This is a genomic window from Rhizobium sp. A37_96 (assembly GCF_053521765.1).
This window is the reverse complement of the sequence record NZ_JBNWDS010000011.1, coordinates 132343-150777: the sequence shown is the minus strand read 5'-3', so window position 1 is coordinate 150777 and position 18435 is coordinate 132343. Positions and strand designations below refer to the sequence as shown.

Sequence of the window (18435 nt, the reverse complement as noted above, 5' to 3'; positions counted from 1 at the left end):
CCGCAAATGGAAGAACAGGGCATAGAATGATGGATAGTTTGAGAATTTCGTGCGCGCACGATCTTGCCTATGTCCCGCAATATGCGGGTCTGGCGACGGGGCGGTTTGCGGATCGGTCGATCGATCTGGTTTTCTACAAGAGCAACGGCACGGTCGAAGACACGGTCGGCGCGGTCAACAGGGGCGATGTCGATATCTTGCTCGGCAGTTGCGTCTACGGCTTGCGGCTGGCGGAAACCGGCATGAGCCCGGTAATCGTCGCGCAGAGCAACCAGCAGACGCGGCATGTGCTGGCGCAGCGCAAGGACGGGACCAAGGCGTTCGGCTGGTCCGACCTGCGCGGCAAGAGCATCGTCGTCTATCCGGGCGAGGCGCCGACGGCATGGGCTGCCTTTACCTATGCGCTCGCGCAGGCGGGCCTTTCGCTCGGGGACGTCAAGCTGATATTCGGCTTCACCGCCAAGGACGCCGTTGCCGAGTTCACTCGCGGGGTCGGCGATGTGTTCTTCGTCGATGGCGAGGTGGCGCTCCACGATGCGTTGCGCGTGGTTCTGCCCGTCTGCCAGCAGGCGGGGCGTCTTCCCTGGAGCGTCTATATGGCAGATCGCTCGCTGCACGAGCGCAAGGGATCAGTCCTCGACCGCTTTGCCACGGCGTTGGACGATACGCAGAAATGGCTCGCCGCCCAGAGCGCGGATACGGTCGCCCGTGTCGTTGCGCCTTACTTCCCGCAATACACGCCCGAGCGCCTGGAAACGATCGTGGCGTTCTACCAGTCAATCGGCCTGTGGGCCACGACAAGTACGGTGCAGCGCGATCAGCTGGCACGCTGGTCGCAGGCCCTGCAGCTCGGCGGACTTCTGGCATCGGACAGGCAACTGACGGATTATCTCGGTGTTGTCTGATCGACCGTCGCACGACCTTCACTCCTGCGTGCAGCCAATGAAAACCATCGCGCGCCGAGCGCCGGAAGGGAGCATCTTTTCATGTTGAACCTGCTTCAGGATTGGCTTGACGCGACCGGCGCGCCCGGCGTTTCAGTCGCGATCGACGATGGCCAAACAATCCGCTGCTTCTGCGCCGGGACGGCGGATATGCGCACCGGCGCAGCCGTCGTCGAGGAGACCGCCTTCCAGCTCGGTTCCGTTTCCAAATCGATCACCGCTTTTCTCCTGGTGGAAGCCCTGTCGGACAAGGGGATGACGCTCGATACGCCGGTCGTGGACATCGCGCCGGATCTCAGGGCGAGCAATGAATACGCCTTCCACGACACGACGGTCGGTCACCTCCTCAGCCATACCTCGGGTCTGGATTCCCAATGGTGGGTGGATATGGGCCAGGGGGCGGGCGCCCGCCGGGCCGCCGCCCGTGCGATCGTCTCTCTGCCCTTGATCGCGCCACCGGGCGAGCTCTTCTCCTATTCCAACTCGGGGTATGTCCTTGCAGGATATCTTACCGAGAGTCTGTCCGGCCAGCGCTGGGAGGAGTTCGCAGAGGATCGTATCGCCCGGTTCCTCGGGTCGCACTCCATTTCGGCGCGCCCTGACCGTATCCTGATCCGACCGATAGCTGCCGGATACGCCGCGCCGCCGGATGGCGGGGAAGCGCGCCATACGGCACATTGGTATGCACCCGCGGCGCTGTCACCCGGCGGAGGACTTGCCGGGACTCCCGCCGATATTGCGAGGCTGATGCGGCTCATACGAGCGCGTTTGATGGCGCCTCCGTTGCCCATCGTACCAACCGTAGGATGGCGTTACGCGGGCTGGGGACCGGGGTTGGCACGCTATCGGCTTGGTGAAACATCTTATTGCCGGGGGCACGATGGAACCACTGCCGGCCAGGTATGCGCCGTGCGGCTGCGCGAAGATCACCCCGGTACGGTGGTCGTGGCAGCCAATGCCGTCTGGGCAGCGTCACAGATCGGCGCGCTGGCCGAAGATATCCTGCGAGCGACCTGGGGGCTTGCCGATCCGCCGCCGTTGCCGCAGTCCGATCCGCTGTCAGGCTATGCGCATTGGCAGTTGCCCGCGGACACGAATTTGGCGGGTCGATATACCCGCCTGAACGCAACGATGACCATAACGACTGCACCGGACGAGATCGCTGTCGAGGAACTCTATTCGCCGCAGGACGCCATGAACTGGTTCGGTGTAGAAGCCGGCGGCGGGGCGAAGCCGGTCCGCGAGCGGTTGCGGCGAACGGCACCGTATTCCTATGCTTCGACCGGCAAGGAGCTCCATTTCCTCCGTCATCCCGACGACCGCGCGCGGCTTTATGTTCATGATGGAATGCGCGCAAGCGTAAGGACCAATCGGTCCTGGACATAAGGCTCGATCCGAAGCGTGCATTTTTGGCTGGCGACCTGTGACCATCGCAGACCCACCACGAGTCACCTCCGACGATGGTGACTTTCCGGACCGTCACGTCATGGCGGATGGTGCAGCCCCAGGTAAAACCGGCATCGCCGCCCAGATCGAAGACATGGAAGAGCCAGTGCCCGATTGCAGGCGCGTGGACGAGCGCAATGCGAGGCGGCAGCGTCGTTCTTGCGGGGGCGACCGTTGCGCTAAGCGCGGATTTTGCAATCGAAAGACCCCCGTTCCATCGGGGTGAACTCGGGCGGCAAAGCACTTGTTTTTGAAGGTGCTGAAGCTAAGACGAACTTAGCATTAGGTGCTTGTTAACCAACTTAAGTTTAAAGATTCTTAATCGAAGGGCACACCGCTCTTCCCATCTTTGCGAACAAATCGGTAATGTCGATTATTCACGCTCTAAGTGCAAACAGCGGTCGCCTTGTAAGGCTCACCTTTGGTCCCGGAGGCCGCCAACGTCCGCCCGCGCGGGTTACAGGCAAATCCAAGCTTGCCAAGGCACGCATCATGATGCTTGGCGGCGGACTGGTTGTTTGCTATGCGGCGATCTTCGCAAGGCTCACCTATTTCGATCTGGAGCCAAAGGCCGATACCTCATCGATCCCGCCCGATCATGTGACTGCCGCGCGTCCCGACATCGTCGATCGAAATGGCGAGCTGCTCGCGACCGATATCCGCACGGTCTCGATGTTTGCCGAGCCGAACCGTGTGGTTGATCCGGACGAAGCGGTGGAAAAGATCGCCTCGGTTTTCCCCGACATCGATCGCAAGTCGCTGTACAAGAAGCTTGCCGACAGCCGCTCGCACTTCGCCTGGCTGCGGCGCCAGCTGACGCCGAAACAGCAGAGCGATATCCTCGCTCTCGGCATACCGGCGATCGGATTCCGCCCGGAAGTGAAGCGCTTCTATCCGGGCGGCCGCACCGCCGCCCATATCCTCGGCTATGTCGATATCGACAACCACGGCGTTGCCGGCATGGAGAAATATCTCGACATGCAGGGCCTTTCGGATCTCGATTCCACGGGCCTGACGAGCCGCGACACGCTGGAGCCGGTAAAGCTTTCGGTCGATCTGCGCGTCCAGAACGTCGTGCACGACGTCGTCACCAATGCGCTCGATCTCTATAAGGGCAAGGCGGCGGGCGCCGTCGTGCTGGATATCCATACAGGAGAGGTGCTGGCGATGGCCTCGGCTCCTGACTTCGATCCGAACGATCCGCAGGCGACAGGCAGCGACGGCTGGCTCAATCGCATGTCGAACGGTACCTTCGAAATGGGTTCGACGTTCAAGACCTTCTCGATGGCGATGGCCTTTGACGTCGGTGCCGTGAAGATGACGGATACGTTCGATGCGTCTGCGCCGCTGCACTATGGTGGCTTCATCATCCACGACGACCACGACGTGCCGCGCCGATGGCTGACCGTACCGGAAATCTTCCGCTATTCCTCCAATATCGGCACGGCCAAGATGATGGATCGCGTCGGCATGGACAATCAGAAGGCCTATCTCACGCGCTTCGGCCTCTTGAGCAAATTGCAGACGGAATTGCCTGAGGTCAAAATGCCGACCCAACCTCGCGTCTGGAAGAAGATCAACTCCATTACGATTTCCTTCGGCCATGGCGTCGCCACGACACCGTTGCAGACCGCGGTCGCAGGGGCCGCGCTGATGGATGGCGGCGAGCTGATCGAGCCGACCTTCCTGCCCCGGACGATCGAGGAGGCGGAAAAGGTGGAAACCCCGATCGTCAAGCCTGGCACCAGCGATATCATCCGCTCGCTGTTCAAGCTGAACGGCGAGGAGGGTTCCGGCAAGCCGGCTAACGTTCCCGGCTATCATGTCGGCGGCAAGACGGGTACGGCCAACAAGGTCATTCACGGCGTCTATTCCCACAAGCTGAGCTTCAACTCCTTCCTCGGCGCCTTCCCGATCGAGCATCCGAAATATGTCGTGCTCGCCTTTGTGGACCAGCCGCTGACCGGCGAGCATAACCTGACCTTCGCCACGAACACGGCGGCGCCCATGGTGCGCGACATCATCAAGCAGGCTGCCCCCATGCTCGGCGTCGAGCCGGATTTCGGAACGAATGTGATCGCCTCCTATTAAATTCGCGGCGCCCAATTAGTCCTTTGGAAATCGACGTTTCCCCGTATGAAATGCCGGAGCCCGCTTTCGATGAGTGGTCTATAGCGGGCTCCAGGATTTCATCGGATAGCAGCATTCGGCGGTTCGTTGGTTGATACTCTACGCGTCCGGTCGCCGAACGAGGGTAGAGCCGCCCCAAACGACAAAGATGGTTGACAAAGAAGTTCGGGTGAATGTATTGGGTAATCGATAACCCAAGGAGAGGTGCGGTTGGCAGCTTCATTATCGGATATAGCGGAAAGGGCGGGGGTCTCCATCAAGACCGTCTCCGGCGCGCTGCATGGCGGCACCGCCCGCATGTCCGAGGAGACGCGGGCGAGGATCAAGGAGATTGCCGAAGAACTCGGCTACGTCACCAACCTGGCCGCGCGCGGCGTGCGGCAAGGGTGGCTGCCGCTGATCGGCGTCGTTGCCGACGAGCTTATCACTTCACCCTTTGCCACCGAAATCATTCGCGGGCTGGATGGTGCCGCGCGAACGGCGGAAATGGCGGTATTTGCCATGAACCTCAGTGGAAACCGCGATGTCGGATCGGTTCTGGAAGAAGTGCGGAGGTTCCGTCCGCGTGCCATCGCCTATGCCGCAATGTACCACAAGACAGTCGAGCTGCCGCCGGAGCTTTCCAAAAGCGTCGGCGTCATGATCAATTGCCGGGAAGCCAGTGGCCGGGTGATCTCGCTTGTGCCGGACGAAGAGGCGGCCGCGATCGAAGTGACGCGCCATCTGCTTGCGGCGGGCCGGAAGCGTATCGCCTTCATCAATCTGCCCGGTCTTCTGGCCGGCGAGTTGCGTGAGCAGGGCTTTCGAACCGTGTTGAGTGATGCAGGCCTTTCACCGCTTGCCGTTCTTCCCGCTGTCCGGCGGCCGACATACAGCGATCGCGCCCCCAGCCTGGTCCTGGCACATGTCACGGCATTGATGGCCGCGGCCGATCGCCCGGATGCCATTCTCTGCGGCAACGATCGTGTCGCCATGGAGGTCTATGCCGCGCTCCGGCGCGTCGGGGCTGCAATTCCGGATGACGTGGCCGTAGCAAGCTTCGACAACCAGGTCGAAATCGCCTCCCGCCTCGACCCGCCATTGACCACGATGGCGCTGCCGCACCGCGCGATGGGGCGTCTTGCCGCGGAAATTCTACTGACCGGACCAAGCAGTCCGGCCAGACTGCTGAAATTGCCGTTCCAGCTCATGGAACGGTCTTCCGTCTGAAAATTTAGCTGAAACTATACCTGTCAAAAGGAGGAGGGTACTATGGGTAAACGTTTACTTAGATTACTTCTGGCTTCTGCCACGCTGATGGCAACTGCTGCGCTCGCCGATGCAAAGACCGTCATTCACATGATGCATCAGGGCGACCCGGGCTGGGTCAAAACCTATGCGGATGTCGCAAAGCGTTTCGAAGACGCCAATCCCGACGTCGATGTCGAGTTCATCTACGCGCCGCACGATGCCTACAACGAGAAGTTCAGCGCTGCCGTCATGGCCAAACAGCTTCCCGACATCATGGAGATCGACGCTCCCTTTCTCGCCAATTATGTCTGGTCCGGATATTTGCAGCCGATCAAGCCGCTGATCGACAAGGACATCATCGACGACATGACGGCGTCCAATATCTCCCAGGGAACCTATCCGATCGACAAGGCTCTCTATGCGGTTGGCCTGACGGACTCCTCCGTCGTGCTCTACGGCAACAGGAAGTATCTGGAGGCGATCGGCGCCCGCATCCCGAAATCGGTCGATGATGCCTGGACCCGCCCGGAATTCGAAGGCTATCTCGAAAAACTCTCCAAGCTCGATGGCGTGAAATGGCCGATCGATATCTTCCGCGGTTATGGCATCAAGACGGAATGGGTGACTTATGCCTATGGTCCGCTGTTGGAAAGTGCCGGCTGCGATCTGATCGACCGCAAGACCTGGAAGGCGGCGGGCACGCTCGACAGCGATGCATGTGTCGGCGCGCTGACCATGATGCAGAGCTGGGTAAAGAACGGTTGGGTCGTTCCGGGATCGTCGGGGACCAATCAGTTTTATGCCGAAGGTCGGCCGGCCGCGCTCGCGCTCGGTGGTCACTGGTTCTATGCCGAAGCCGCCGCCGCCATGAAGGACGATATCGTCGTCCTGCCGCTGCCGAAGCTCGGCGACAAGGGCGCCAGCCCGAATGGCACCTGGATATGGGGCATTACCAAGACATCCGAACATCCCGACGTCGCCGGAAAGTTCCTGAGTTTCCTGCTGAAAGACAAGGAATACCGAGACTTTGCCAAGCAGGAATCGGCCTTTCCGGGGCTGAGAAGCTTTGCGGCTGACTCGCCGCTCTACGCACCGGGCGGCGCCATGGCGGTCGCCTTCGAGCAGGCTTCGAAGACGGCGGTTGCCCGCCCGCCGCACCCCGCCTACCCGGCGATCACCTCGGCCTTCATGACGGCCGTCGACAAGGCCTTCAACGGCGGCGACGTCAAGGATGCCTTGTCCGAGGCCGCCCGGAAGATCGACGAGGATATCGACGACAATGCCGGCTATCCGCCCTTCGACGCCCAGCAATGATCCCCTACTACCCGGGGCCGGCGCGTCAAGCCGGCCCCGAAGAATGACGCCGTAAACCCGACCATTGCGAGGAGGAGACCATGACATTGCAACAATCGTCCGTTGCCGGTCGATCGCGTCCCGGCACGCGCCGCGATCCCGGACGGCTGACCCAGGAAATACTGATGATTGCGCCGGCGGTTCTGCTGCTGGCCTGCTTTCTGATTGCCCCTTTCCTGTTGTCGTTCTGGACGTCGATGACCAACCAGCCGCTGGTGCCGAGGCCGACGCCGGTCCGCTTCATCGGCTTGCAGAATTTCATCCGCATCTTCAACGACCCGTTGTTCTGGACCTCGCTGTGGAACGTGTCGCGGTTCACTCTTTGGGTGCTTCCGGTTCAGTGCGGCATGGCCTTCGCTACCGCATTGCTGCTGCATCAGAAGATTCCCTGCCGCAATCTGCTTCGCAGCATGTTCTTCCTGCCGGCCATCACCTCCATGGTCGTGGTCTGCGTCGTCTGGAGCACGCTCTTTCAGTATCCGAGCGGACCGCTCAACCAGATCGTCGGCTTTCTCTCCGCCGGTCACATAAAGCCGATCGATTGGCTCGGCGATCCCAGCTGGGCGATGTTTTCCATCGTGCTGTTGTCCGCCTGGCAGGCTTACGGCTTCCAGATGATCATCTATCTCGCCGGGCTGCAGGGCATACCCGACGAACTTTATGATGCCGCAAGGATCGACGGCGCCAACGCTTTGGGCCGCTTCTGGCATGTGACGATGCCCGGCCTCAGGCCAACCCATGTCTTCGTCCTGGTCATCACCACCATCCAGGCCTTCAAGCTCTATACCCAGGTCGCGATCCTGACCCAGGGCGGCCCGAAGGGAAGCACGGAAACGGTGGTCCATTACATGGTGCGATCCGGGTTTGGCGAGCAGAAGCTCGGTTATGCCTCGGCCGTCTCCGTCATCCTCTTTGTCATCGTGCTCGCAATCGCGCTGCTCCAACGCCAACTGCTGAGGCGCTTCGATGTCTGATATCGCTCTTCCCCAGTCCCTGCCCGTCGTGCGTTCCGGCAAGAGATCCCTGCGCATCGTGCAGACCGTCTGTATCTTCATCATCGCGCTCGTGGTGATCTCGCCGCTGTTCATGCTGTTCATAGCCAGCCTCAAGGAGGATCGTTTCCAGATCCTCGCGGACATGGGCAGTTTCCGGGCCTTCTGGGTTTCGAAGCCGACGCTGGCGAACTTCCAGGAGATCGCCCATTTTTCCGGCGAGCTCGCATTCGGGCGTTATCTCGCCAATTCGCTGTTGATCCTCGTGGTCACGGTCGGCTCGGGCCTCGTCATCAATTCCATGGCCGGTTTCGTCCTGGCGTGGGGATCGTTGCGCGGAAAGGCGATATTGCTGTCGCTCGTGGTGGCGCTTTATATCATCCCGCAGGAGAGCATCATCATGCCGCTTGTGGTGATGATGTCGCGCGCCGGGATGACGGATACCTTCGCGGTGCAGATCCTGCCGTGGGTGGCAAGCCCGCTATACATTTTCCTGTTCTACCAGTTCTTCGCCCAGCTCCCGAAGGAGCTCTACGAAGCTGCCGAAATCGATGGCGCGTCGGTTTTTCGCATCTACCGCTCGATCTACCTGCCGCTCAGCCTTCCGGCGCTTGCGACCGTTTCCATCCTGATGGGCATCGAGAGCTGGAACCAGTATCTCTGGCCGACGCTGGTGACGCAGACGGACTATGCGCGGCCCATCTCCGTCGCCATCGCCACGTTCTTCGGCCAGGACAACATCTACTGGGATCGCGCCATGGCGGCCTCCGTCCTGATGATGCTTCCTATTCTTGCTCTCTATCTGGCGTTCCAGCGCTGGTTCGTGAGCTCATTTATCGGCTCCGCCGTAAAAGGTTGATTGATGACTAGCCAGGCAATAACCACACCACCCGCATTGAAGACGATAGACGCCGAACTTGGCGCAGGCTCCGTCATTCATCTTTGGCTGAAGGCGCGCCGATCTGATCGGACGGCCACGCTCTCGATAAATATCGACGGCGTGAGCATTGTCGATATCGTCGTGGTTCGAACGGAGGAGTTCGAATTCCACGAGGTCACGCTGTCTGTCGCAGGACGAGCCGAGCTCGGTTACAACAGTTCGGATGTCGCCATCTCGGTCATCTATGCCTTCCATCCGGCGCGGGTGCTCGAAGAGGGCATCGAGGTTCTCCATCATGCGTCGGAAAACGCTGCGCCCTCCCTGGCAAACGGCTATCATTTCCGACCGCCTTTCGGCTGGATGAACGATCCCAACGGTTTTGGCCGCTTCGGCGGGCGGGCGCATCTCTTCTACCAGCACTACCCGCACAGCCTGCGCTGGAATACCATGCACTGGGGGCATGCGGTTTCGAAGGATTACCTTCGCTGGAAGCACCTGCCGGTCTTCCTGTTTCCATCGGCCGAGCTTTCCGAGCGTGCCGACGGCCGCGGTGGCGCCTTCTCCGGTTCCGCAATCCCTGTTGCCGGACAAGGCGGGGAGGCGATCCGCATCTTCTTCACCGAGCAGATGCGTGACCGCAAGCCTGAGGAGCAGATCCAGCTTTCCGCTCTTTGCGAGGACGAACTTTCCACGCAAACGCCCGCGATCATCCTGCCGGCGCGCCCTGAGGGATTGGGCCTCACGCAAGATTTTCGGGATCCCTATGTGTTCAAGGGGCCGGACGGCCTTTGGAAGATGTTGCTCGGCAGCCGCGACAAGGCAGGCGGCGTCGTGCTCCTCTATGAAACGTCGGACCCGCAGGGGGCGGATGGATGGGTCTTTCTGGGGCCGCTGCACCGCGAGGACCGGTATGGCATGACGGCGGCGGAATGCCCGTGCATGGTGCCGCTGGGCGCCGTGGATGCGGCGCAGACGCGCTGGGCGCTGATTTTCGGGCTTTTGACCAGCCGGGATCCGGCGACGGGCCGGCGCAACATGACGGCCGCAACGGTCGGCCGCTTCGACGGACGCAATTTCCAGCCGGAGCTGGAACAGGAGCTGGATTTCGGCTCCGACGCCTATGCGTTCCAGGCTTTCGTCGACGGGGACGAGCCGGTCGGCATCGCGTGGCTGGCGAACTGGACCGATGTTTCGAAGAGAGAAGACTTTCCAACAGCAATGACCTTGCCGCGCCGCGTCCTGTGGAACGGCGAAGCCGTCCTGACTCCGCCGGTCGAAAGCGCCGAAGGACTTCGCCAATCGCTGCTCGACGATCGTCGGCTGGCCGGCGGCGATCGTCTGGAATTCGAAAACGGCGCAATCGAAATCGAGCTCGACCTGTCCGTTGCCGGCGGGCCGTTCGAACTGCTCTTCGAACATCCGGAGGTCGATCTCGGATTGCGGCTCGGCGCCGATGGCCTGGAAATTCTCTTCGATCGCCGGAATGGCAAGACATCGCCCCGCTATCTGGCGGCCGGTGCGCGCCCTTCGCATCTGCGTATCTTCCTGGATGCCGGATCGATCGAGGTTTTCGCCGATAACGGCCGCTGGACCGGAACGAAGCGCCTGCCGGAATTTGCCGAGATGCGCGCCGCGCGTCTGTCCGCCGCCGAAGGCGTCGTCCTTTCTGCCCGCGTCTGGCAGCTCAAACTTTAACCGGGAGGAGATACTATCATGGCATCCGTCGCAATCGATCAGGTCCATAAACAATATGGCGCCGCATCCGTGATCCACGGCGTCTCCGTCCACATCGAGGATGGCGAGTTCGTCACCCTTGTCGGTCCCTCCGGCTGCGGCAAGTCCACCCTGCTGCGCATGCTGGCGGGACTGGAGGACATTAGCGGTGGCCAGATCATGATCGGGGGCCGCGTCGTCAACGATGTACCGCCCAAGGAGCGCGACATCGCCATGGTTTTTCAGAGCTATGCGCTCTATCCGCATATGACGGTTGAGGAAAACATGGGCTTCGCCCTGAAACTGCAAGGCCAGGGCAAGGCGGCGATTGCGAAACGTGTTCGCGAGGCGGCCGGCATTCTGGCTCTGGAGCCGCTCCTGGGCCGGCTGCCCAAGCAGCTTTCGGGCGGTCAGCGGCAGCGCGTTGCCATGGGACGCGCCATCGTGCGCCACCCGAAGGTATTTCTGTTCGATGAGCCCTTGTCCAACCTCGACGCCAAGCTCCGGGTGACCATGCGCGCCGAGATCAAGCAATTGCACCAGCGTCTGAAGACGACGACGGTCTATGTCACCCACGATCAGGTGGAAGCCATGACGATGGCCGACAAGATCGTCGTCATGCGAGCCGGTCGCATCGAGCAGGTTGGCCGGCCGCTGGAGCTTTACGATCGGCCGGCGAACACCTTTGTCGCAACGTTCATAGGCTCTCCCGCGATGAACCTTTTTGAGGGAAAGGTCGATGACGGGCGCTTCGTGCTCGATGACGGTACGGTATTTCCCTTGCCTGCGGGCACACACAATGCCGCGATCCGCAGCTATGGCATCAGGCCCGAACATCTGGCCATTTCCGATGGCGAACCGGGCGTTGCAGCGACGGTTCAACTCGTTGAGCCAACCGGCGCGGAAACGATGCTGGTCGCGAAAATCGGCAACCAGACCGCGACCATCGTACTTCGCGACCGCATCGACGTCCGGTCGGGGCAGAACATCACGTTGAGCGTCGACCAGACAAAGGTTCATCTGTTCGATGGCGCTGGAGCCAGAATATCATAGGCTATTGGAGCCTATGAGGCGTGAGCGGAGGAGTTTGGGAGAGGCTCCCTGAAATTCAGGAGCATGATCGATGCCTTCCGCAATGCTGAAGGCTGCAGGCCGGATTTGAAGAGTGTGAGTTTCATGCTGGACCGCGACCTGCGCGCGGATCGAGCTGACCGGCATATCTCATCTGCGAGCGCGGTCCTTTGTCGAAGATCCCGGCAGGCGCTCCATGGCCAAGGCGCTTGCCCGAGAGCACTACCCGAGAATCGGGTAGTGCCTTGTCTACGGTAATCAGAGCGGCCTGACGTTTTCCGCCTTGGACTTGCCGGTCTTGCGATCCTGACCCAGATCGTAGGAAACCGACTGTCCCTCTCTCAGCACGTCGCCATATTGCAGTGCGGAGACATGCACAAAAACATCAGCTCCTCCGGTTTCCGGGGTGATGAAGCCAAAGCCTTTGTCGGTGTTGAAAAACTTAACCTTGCCAGTCGGCATGAGAATCCTCTTGTTCTTCTCGTTAATCGCGTCGGCAATCTAGCGGTCAGCTATCGATGGATCAAGCTGATCTGCGGCAGACGCCGGGGGAGATCTTAGGATTTATTGCATGAAATGGGTATTCGAGGGCATTTTTCTCTGTCGCTCCGTTGCGAGGATATTCAGTGCGCAACCCGCGTGACGGCGCTCGCCGCTCCTTTCCAGATCATATAGTGAAGGTCTCGTGTTGCTGCCGGTCGGGAGGATCGAGCCGTATCTTCATCCGTCCCCTCCCATTTTTCCATCAGCCTACGGCCGCCATCTTGCCTGTCTGCTTCGAGCCGCGGGCCACGATCATGCCGATCACTGCCGCGATCGGGATAAGCCAGGGCGCGTAGTCGAGGAAGCCGAGGCTGCCTGTGAGTGTCGAATAGTTGATGATGATCAGCACTGCCGCCGCCACGAGGCCGGCGCTCGCAAGGATGGCGATCAGCAGGTTGAGCGTTGCCCCCGGTTCCTTGCTCGTCCGCCAGGTAAACACGCAGACGGACACGGAGGTGGCTGCCTGCAGCAGGATGATGCCGAGTGCGGCAAGGCCGAAGGTGCTGGATAGCACGGTCATCAGCGGATCGGCCCCGCCGATCGCAAAGAGCGCGACCAGGAGCGATGTGATGACCGTGACCACGACGCTGGCTATATGTGGCGACTGCAGTCGCGGATGCAGGTTGCCGAGCATCCCCGGCAGCATGCCTTCACGACCGAGCGAGAAGAGATAGCGTGAGGCGGCGTTGTGAAGCGCGATCGTCGCAGCCAGCGCGCTGGTCACCATCAGAAATTCGACCGCAACGGTAAACACCGGATAAGTGTATTGGCCGAACGCCCTGAAAACGAGCGTGCCGGGATTTTCGCCGGCCGCGGCCACGACCTTGTCGTCACCGAAAGCGACAATGACGCTCCACATGGCGATAGCATAGAAGACCGCGATGAAGATGACGGCTGCGATCAATGCCCGGCTGACCGTCTTGTGCCCCTCGCGCGCTTCCTCGCTGTAGATGGCAGCGGATTCGAAACCCAGGAACGACACGAAAGCGAACATCAGGCCGACGCCGAAGGAGCCGCTGAAGATGGTGGAGGGGCTGAAGGATGTGTAGGTGACATGCGCCGGGCTGCCGGGAGAAAAGACGGAAACGGTCAGAACCACCAGGATCAGCACTTCGAGCGTGAGGAACACCGCCAGCAGGCGGGCGCCGAGCGTGATCTCGCGATAGCCGATCAGCGCCACCACTGCCAGGGCAAGCGCTGCCCAGACCACCCAGGAAATATCGACATGGAGGTTTTCGGCGAAAAATACATTGGCGAAAAAGCCGAAACCGGCGGCGCTGCCGACCACCATCATGCCGTAGACGACGATGGCGACGAAAGCCGCCGCACCGCCCGCATAGGGACCAAGCCCGTGCCGCACATAGGCGTAAAACGCGCCCGAATGCTGGACGTGCGGGCTCATGCGCACGAAGCCGACTGCAAACAGGATCAGCACCAGACCGGCGATGAGATAGGATCCTGGCATGCCGACGCCGTTCCCGAGCAAGACTCCGAGCGCGCCGTTGCCGGCGACGGCGGCAAGCGGCGCGGCCGCGGCGACGACCAGAAAAAAGATATCAAGCGTGTGCAAGGTGCGCTTGGGCGCAGTTGAAAATGTAGACATGACTTGGTGTCCGAATAGGGGCTTGGGGAACGGTTGGCTGCAGTTGGCGTGACATCTGCTCACGGCAGCGTGACGCGCCTTCCTTCGAGCGCGGTCGGAAAAGGACCGCGCAGCACCTTGTCATTTTCGTCGTAGAACTTGGCCGAGGCGGTTCCGGTCAGCTTGTCGCCGGCAACGTCGATCTCGTAGGAAATCTCGCCGCGGGTGGCAAATTTGTGCGTCGTGCGATCGGCGGTGATCTCGACGAACTTGCCGATCACCTTCTTGTCGTCCTTGCGGACCCATACACCCTTGCCGTCGCTGTCGCTCGTATTCTCGTCGCCGGCGTCGGGGTTGGCCTGCTGCATCGTGCCGTCGGCATTGAAGACGAACATGTGATATTGGAAGGGGGCATCGGGCGCCTTGACGATCCAGGTGCCGACGATGCCGTCGGTGTTGGCCGCGGCGGCCGACGCGACCAGACCGGCGGCCGAAAGAAGTGCGGCGAAGGCCGGCGCGGCCAGCTTTCGCGGAAGCGGCATCGCGGAAAATTGCAAAGCAAACATGGTAGTCTCTCCCAGTTGAGTTTGGTGTTACCAGCGACGGTTTCCGTTCCGAAACCCCTTTTGTTTTCTGTCGGAACGGAGGGCGCCGATGGGATCAGCTGTTGTGCCAGGGTCTCCACATGACCTTGGCTTCATTCCAGTCGTCCTCGCCATCCGGTGAAGACGGCGTGTAGCGCGCGCCCGGCACCTCATGCGCGGGCAATGTCCATGATCCGCGCTCGACAAGCCTGCCGATATTGGCGCGGTAGACCTCGTCCACAGCGGCATGGCGCTCCGGATCCTTGTCGAGCCAGAGGTTGCGCGGATGGATCGGCTTTTCATACATGCGAGCGAAGAGTTCGGTCCTCAGATCCTTCATCCAGTTGGAATTGAGATTCATGGTGCGGAACTGGCGCAGCGCCTCGATGTCGATGAGGCTGGCCACCATCGTGTTGGCGCCGCTGGCGGCATAGGATGCAATGTTGCCGCGATAATCGACGATGTGGCCGTTGCCGCCAGCAATGTCGATCGGGTGTTTCGAGCTTGGCGACAGGTAGACCGGGCCGATATTGGGGCACAGCATATAGACGCTGTTGAACTCCGCATGCGCCCGGTTCTGGATCATCCAGCTGCCGCCGCCGGGATAGCCCGAGCCGGTCATCGGCATGGCTTCCGACGGACGATAGACCACCTCGGCGCCGTTGAAGGCGAGTGCGCGCACCGCCTCCGGATATTCGCCGTCGGAACAGCAGATCGTGCCGATATTGCCGATGTCATTGGTGCGAAGCACCGGGTAGAAGGCCTCGATCCCGTCACCGAAGACTTCGACCCAGCGATCGTAGATATCGTGCGGCGTGCAACTGCGTTCACGGCACCAGAGATGGTTCTTGGCGGCGCGGTGAACGATCTCGCCCTTGCGGTCTATGACGAACAGCGTGTTGAAGAAGCGGTCCTTCATGATATCGGGCCAGCGCGCCTTGCACTGGCCGATGATGTAGGTGTCATAATGCCTTGCCAGCTTGCCTAGGGCTTCCGTTTCTTCGCCCGGAAGGTCGATGAACATTTCCCTGGCGGCCGTTACATGCGGAACATCGAAAATTTCGTCGGTGAAGCCGGTAAGAGCACCCTCGGCAAGCGCGATGACGCGCACCGGTGCATTGATCGAGCAGATCGACACGGATGCATGGATCGCTTCCTCGATCGTTTCGAGATTGTGGCGAATATGCCTCCGTTCGGCGATCCCGGTGACGATCGTCGAGAGACCGATCGCCATATAGGGGGCGACATATTCAGGACGCATGCTCATTTCGAACTCCGCTGGATGCCGGTGCAGAGGGCGGGGTCGATCGAAATCGACCGGTCATGCCCGCCCGCCGTACTCATGACAATTCAAGATCTGCCGGACGTTAGGAAAGTTGTCGGGTCATGGCTATGATACCGAGGTATTATGCCCTGGTGCCGCACAGGAGGCCGCCGCGCCAACGGTTCGGGCAGTTGACAATCGTCCACGGCTGCTGCTTCAATGCAGAAATGTGACATATTCATCGGCTTTTCCCATGGTTGGAGCAGCAAGCTCATTCGGATCGCGCAGCTTCGCGGAACAGTTCTTGGGTGTCGTGGCATCGGTCATGCCGCTGAGCGGTTGTTGCTTTTATCGGGTCAATGACGGCCGCCATGTCATGGACCATCAGCTGTTCAATCTCTCGCCCTACTGGGAGCAGCGCTACTATCATCATTTCTGGCGCATCGATCCGCTGCATCCGCGGCGCGTCACGACCGGGACATCGCGGCTGCGGATGCTGAGCCGGGAAAATGCCGGCCGGGATGAGGGCGGCACGGAATATTTCGAGCAGTTCCTGCGGCCCCAGAACACATCGTTCCAGACGGAGCTCTATTTTTGGACCGGATCGCGGATCGTTGCGGGCGCGTCATTGCTGCGCAGCGATGCCCAGGGCGCGTTCACCGAGCAGAATGCCAGTTTTCTCGACAAGCTCGTCGAGTTCACCGCGAGCAGTTGCATCATCGATGATTGCAACAGCACGGGTTGGAACGGACTGCAGACCATGACGCCCCGCGAGCGCGAGATTGCCTATCTGGTCGGCGAAGCGATCTGCAACAAGGAAATCGGCCGCCGGCTGAACATAGAGCTGCCGACGGTCAAGGCGCATGTCAGCCGGATCCTGGCCAAGACCGGCGCCAGCAGTAGAGCTGAATTCATAAAGAAAATGCAGTCGCGCCAGCTTGATGTCGTGAGCTGAACGCTCGCCCGGCACCTGAGTGTCCCGACATTTGACGGCATCGCGCAGCACCGGCTGCCGCCGTCATTTGCGTCGGCGCAGCGTCTCGGACGGTGTTTCGCCGAAGCAGTCACGATACGCTGCGGCCGCGCGCCCGAGATGGCCAAGGCCAGCGGCAAAGGCGGCTTCGGCGACGGAGCCGGCACCCCCACAGGCAAGCAGATTGCTGCGGAACCGTGTAAGGCGCAGGGCCTGCAATCCATCGCTCAGCGTCATTCCCTTGGCATTGCGGTAGGCATTCTGCAGCGAGCGCAGCGAACCGCCCGACGCTTTTGCTATTTCCGCCATGGCGATCGGCCGTTCGGCATGGGCCTCCATGAAATCCTGCGCGCGCCGCACGGCGACCGGATCGGCCGATGGCGCGGGCCGCGACAACAGCATCGTCTTGTTGCTTGCAAGCCCCGTCAGCAACAACGTCGTTATGCCGTCGCGCAGGGTTGTCTTGTAGGCATCGGCAATGCCGTGGCTTGTTTCTGCGGCGCCAAGCATGAGTTGCGCATGCTGCCAGATCGCCGCTCCGACGGGAATGGTAAGATCGACGGCGGCATCGAACTCTATCGCCCGGCAGGCCTGATGCGTCAGGCTTTCGAACTGCGCCTCCAGGGCCTCGCGCCGGATGAGGATGATGAGCTTCTGGCAGCCTTCGTTCCAGACCATGCGTGAGCCGAGCGTGGGCGATAGCACCGAGCCTCGCAAGCCCGCGCCGACATCCGCGATCTGAGTGCCACAACGCACCGTGGCCGCCCCCGCGATCGGCAACTGCAACAGGAAGAAGCGCGACAGCTCGCCCGGATCGATTTCCACCGCGGAGCCATAGGCAACGAAATTCACCGAATAGTCCGCCTGCTCCACCGTATGGTGGCGGGCATGGAACGAGACCGGATTACGCTCCAGCGGGTTGAGGAAATGCGGGCAGAATATCCGGCCGATCGCTTCGCGCGCCGCTTCGGGCGAGCGCGTATTCACGGCTGCGAAACGGGAAAGCGGCACATGCTCTATCGGCATCGGGTTTCCTTGCGCCTGGTGGAAAGCTTCGGCGCATTCTTGCCGAATCCGGATAATCCTCGCGCGATCCGGATTGTGAAAGCGCCTTTCCGGGCGGAACATCAACTTACTTTAAATCTAAAGCGAATGGAAGTCTGGGGAGTTTGACGATGGACAGGGATGAGTTCCGTTCAGCGATGCGCCAGGTGGTCGGCGCCGTGACAGTGGTGACGACGCGCGGCGTCAATGGCGAACCGCGCGGCGTTACGGCCACCGCCGTCTGTTCGCTCACGGTCGAGCCTCCCTCGGTGATCGCCTGCGTTCATCGTGACACCTGGGTCGGGCAATTCGTTCCCGAGAGCGGCAATTTCTGTGTCAACGTCCTGACGCGCGAGCAGCAGCCGGTCGCCGAAACATTCGCCGGCCGCACCGGTCATGCCGCCGCGGACCGCTTTCAGGTCGGCGCCTGGGCGGATCATGAAACCGGCGCACCCGTCCTTCAGGATGCGGTGGCAAGTTTCGACTGCGACCTGGACCAGGCCGTGGAATTCGCCACGCATGTGATCCTGATCGGCCGCGTCCGAAAGACGGTGAGCGGCGGCGGCAACGCCGAGCCGCTGGTCTATGTCGATGGCGGGTTCACCACGACGCAGATCGCCTCGGCGACGGTTTAGGTGTCGATATACCAGCTTGTGCACAATCCTTAAGAAACGGAGTGGGGACTA

At 61.0% G+C, this 18435-nt stretch carries 16 protein-coding genes; 11 read left to right on the top strand and 5 right to left on the bottom strand.

Going from position 1 to position 18435, the window contains the following annotated elements; all coding sequences use genetic code 11:
* Positions 1-38 precede the first annotated feature (38 nt).
* The 9 genes from ACQZ6J_RS23825 to ACQZ6J_RS23785 all read left to right on the top strand — a co-directional run bounded on the left by ACQZ6J_RS23825 (position 39) and on the right by ACQZ6J_RS23785 (position 11741).
* A complete protein-coding gene (locus tag ACQZ6J_RS23825) occupies positions 39-905 on the top strand; it encodes an ABC transporter substrate-binding protein (RefSeq protein WP_449085866.1) in 867 nt (288 codons plus the stop codon).
* An 81-nt stretch (positions 906-986) separates the two neighbouring features.
* Positions 987-2330, top strand: coding sequence for a serine hydrolase domain-containing protein (locus tag ACQZ6J_RS23820; RefSeq protein ID WP_449085865.1), 1344 nt, complete (start codon positions 987-989; stop codon positions 2328-2330).
* A 426-nt stretch (positions 2331-2756) separates the two neighbouring features.
* The gene (locus tag ACQZ6J_RS23815) at positions 2757-4481 is read left to right on the top strand and encodes a peptidoglycan D,D-transpeptidase FtsI family protein (RefSeq protein WP_163989042.1); all 1725 of its coding nucleotides are present in this window, start codon (positions 2757-2759) and stop codon (positions 4479-4481) included.
* Positions 4482-4730: 249 nt separating this feature from the next.
* On the top strand, positions 4731-5729 hold the full coding sequence (locus ACQZ6J_RS23810) for a LacI family DNA-binding transcriptional regulator (protein WP_449085864.1): 999 nt from the start codon (positions 4731-4733) through the stop codon (positions 5727-5729).
* Positions 5730-5771: 42 nt separating this feature from the next.
* The gene (locus ACQZ6J_RS23805) at positions 5772-7064 is read left to right on the top strand and encodes an ABC transporter substrate-binding protein (RefSeq protein WP_449085863.1); all 1293 of its coding nucleotides are present in this window, start codon (positions 5772-5774) and stop codon (positions 7062-7064) included.
* A gap of 80 nt (positions 7065-7144) precedes the next feature.
* Entirely contained in the window at positions 7145-8077 is a 933-nt protein-coding gene (locus ACQZ6J_RS23800; RefSeq protein ID WP_163989048.1) for a carbohydrate ABC transporter permease, read from the top strand.
* Positions 8070-8954: a carbohydrate ABC transporter permease gene (locus tag ACQZ6J_RS23795; RefSeq protein WP_449085862.1), complete on the top strand. Its 885-nt coding sequence runs from the start codon at positions 8070-8072 to the stop codon at positions 8952-8954. Before ACQZ6J_RS23800 ends, ACQZ6J_RS23795 begins: the two co-directional genes overlap by 8 nt.
* Positions 8955-8957: 3 nt before the next feature.
* Positions 8958-10670 (top strand): GH32 C-terminal domain-containing protein, encoded by a 1713-nt coding sequence (locus ACQZ6J_RS23790; protein WP_449085861.1) that lies wholly within the window; start codon positions 8958-8960, stop codon positions 10668-10670.
* A gap of 18 nt (positions 10671-10688) precedes the next feature.
* Positions 10689-11741 (top strand): ABC transporter ATP-binding protein, encoded by a 1053-nt coding sequence (locus tag ACQZ6J_RS23785; protein WP_449085860.1) that lies wholly within the window; start codon positions 10689-10691, stop codon positions 11739-11741.
* Positions 11742-12017: 276 nt separating this feature from the next.
* Here ACQZ6J_RS23785 and ACQZ6J_RS23780 read toward each other — a convergent pair whose 3' ends face one another.
* The 4 genes from ACQZ6J_RS23780 to ACQZ6J_RS23765 all read right to left on the bottom strand — a co-directional run bounded on the left by ACQZ6J_RS23780 (position 12018) and on the right by ACQZ6J_RS23765 (position 15735).
* A complete protein-coding gene (locus ACQZ6J_RS23780; RefSeq protein WP_112804338.1) occupies positions 12018-12221 on the bottom strand; it encodes a cold-shock protein in 204 nt (67 codons plus the stop codon).
* Between the two features lie 283 nt (positions 12222-12504).
* Positions 12505-13905 carry an APC family permease gene (locus ACQZ6J_RS23775; protein WP_449085859.1) on the bottom strand — a complete coding sequence of 467 codons (1401 nt, stop codon included), beginning with the start codon at positions 13903-13905 and terminating at the stop codon, positions 12505-12507.
* Between the two features lie 59 nt (positions 13906-13964).
* Positions 13965-14450, bottom strand: a complete 486-nt coding sequence (locus ACQZ6J_RS23770) for a hypothetical protein (RefSeq protein ID WP_449085858.1) — start codon at positions 14448-14450, stop codon at positions 13965-13967.
* A 94-nt stretch (positions 14451-14544) separates the two neighbouring features.
* Positions 14545-15735, bottom strand: coding sequence for a nitrilase-related carbon-nitrogen hydrolase (locus tag ACQZ6J_RS23765; RefSeq protein ID WP_449085857.1), 1191 nt, complete (start codon positions 15733-15735; stop codon positions 14545-14547).
* A gap of 310 nt (positions 15736-16045) precedes the next feature.
* Between ACQZ6J_RS23765 and ACQZ6J_RS23760 the strand changes: the two genes are divergently transcribed.
* Positions 16046-16687: a response regulator transcription factor gene (locus ACQZ6J_RS23760; protein WP_449085924.1), complete on the top strand. Its 642-nt coding sequence runs from the start codon at positions 16046-16048 to the stop codon at positions 16685-16687.
* A gap of 63 nt (positions 16688-16750) precedes the next feature.
* Here ACQZ6J_RS23760 and ACQZ6J_RS23755 read toward each other — a convergent pair whose 3' ends face one another.
* Positions 16751-17731, bottom strand: a complete 981-nt coding sequence (locus tag ACQZ6J_RS23755) for an AraC family transcriptional regulator (RefSeq protein WP_449085856.1) — start codon at positions 17729-17731, stop codon at positions 16751-16753.
* A 149-nt stretch (positions 17732-17880) separates the two neighbouring features.
* Between ACQZ6J_RS23755 and ACQZ6J_RS23750 the strand changes: the two genes are divergently transcribed.
* Positions 17881-18384 carry a flavin reductase family protein gene (locus tag ACQZ6J_RS23750; protein ID WP_449085855.1) on the top strand — a complete coding sequence of 168 codons (504 nt, stop codon included), beginning with the start codon at positions 17881-17883 and terminating at the stop codon, positions 18382-18384.
* The last annotated feature ends 51 nt before the right edge of the window (positions 18385-18435 follow it).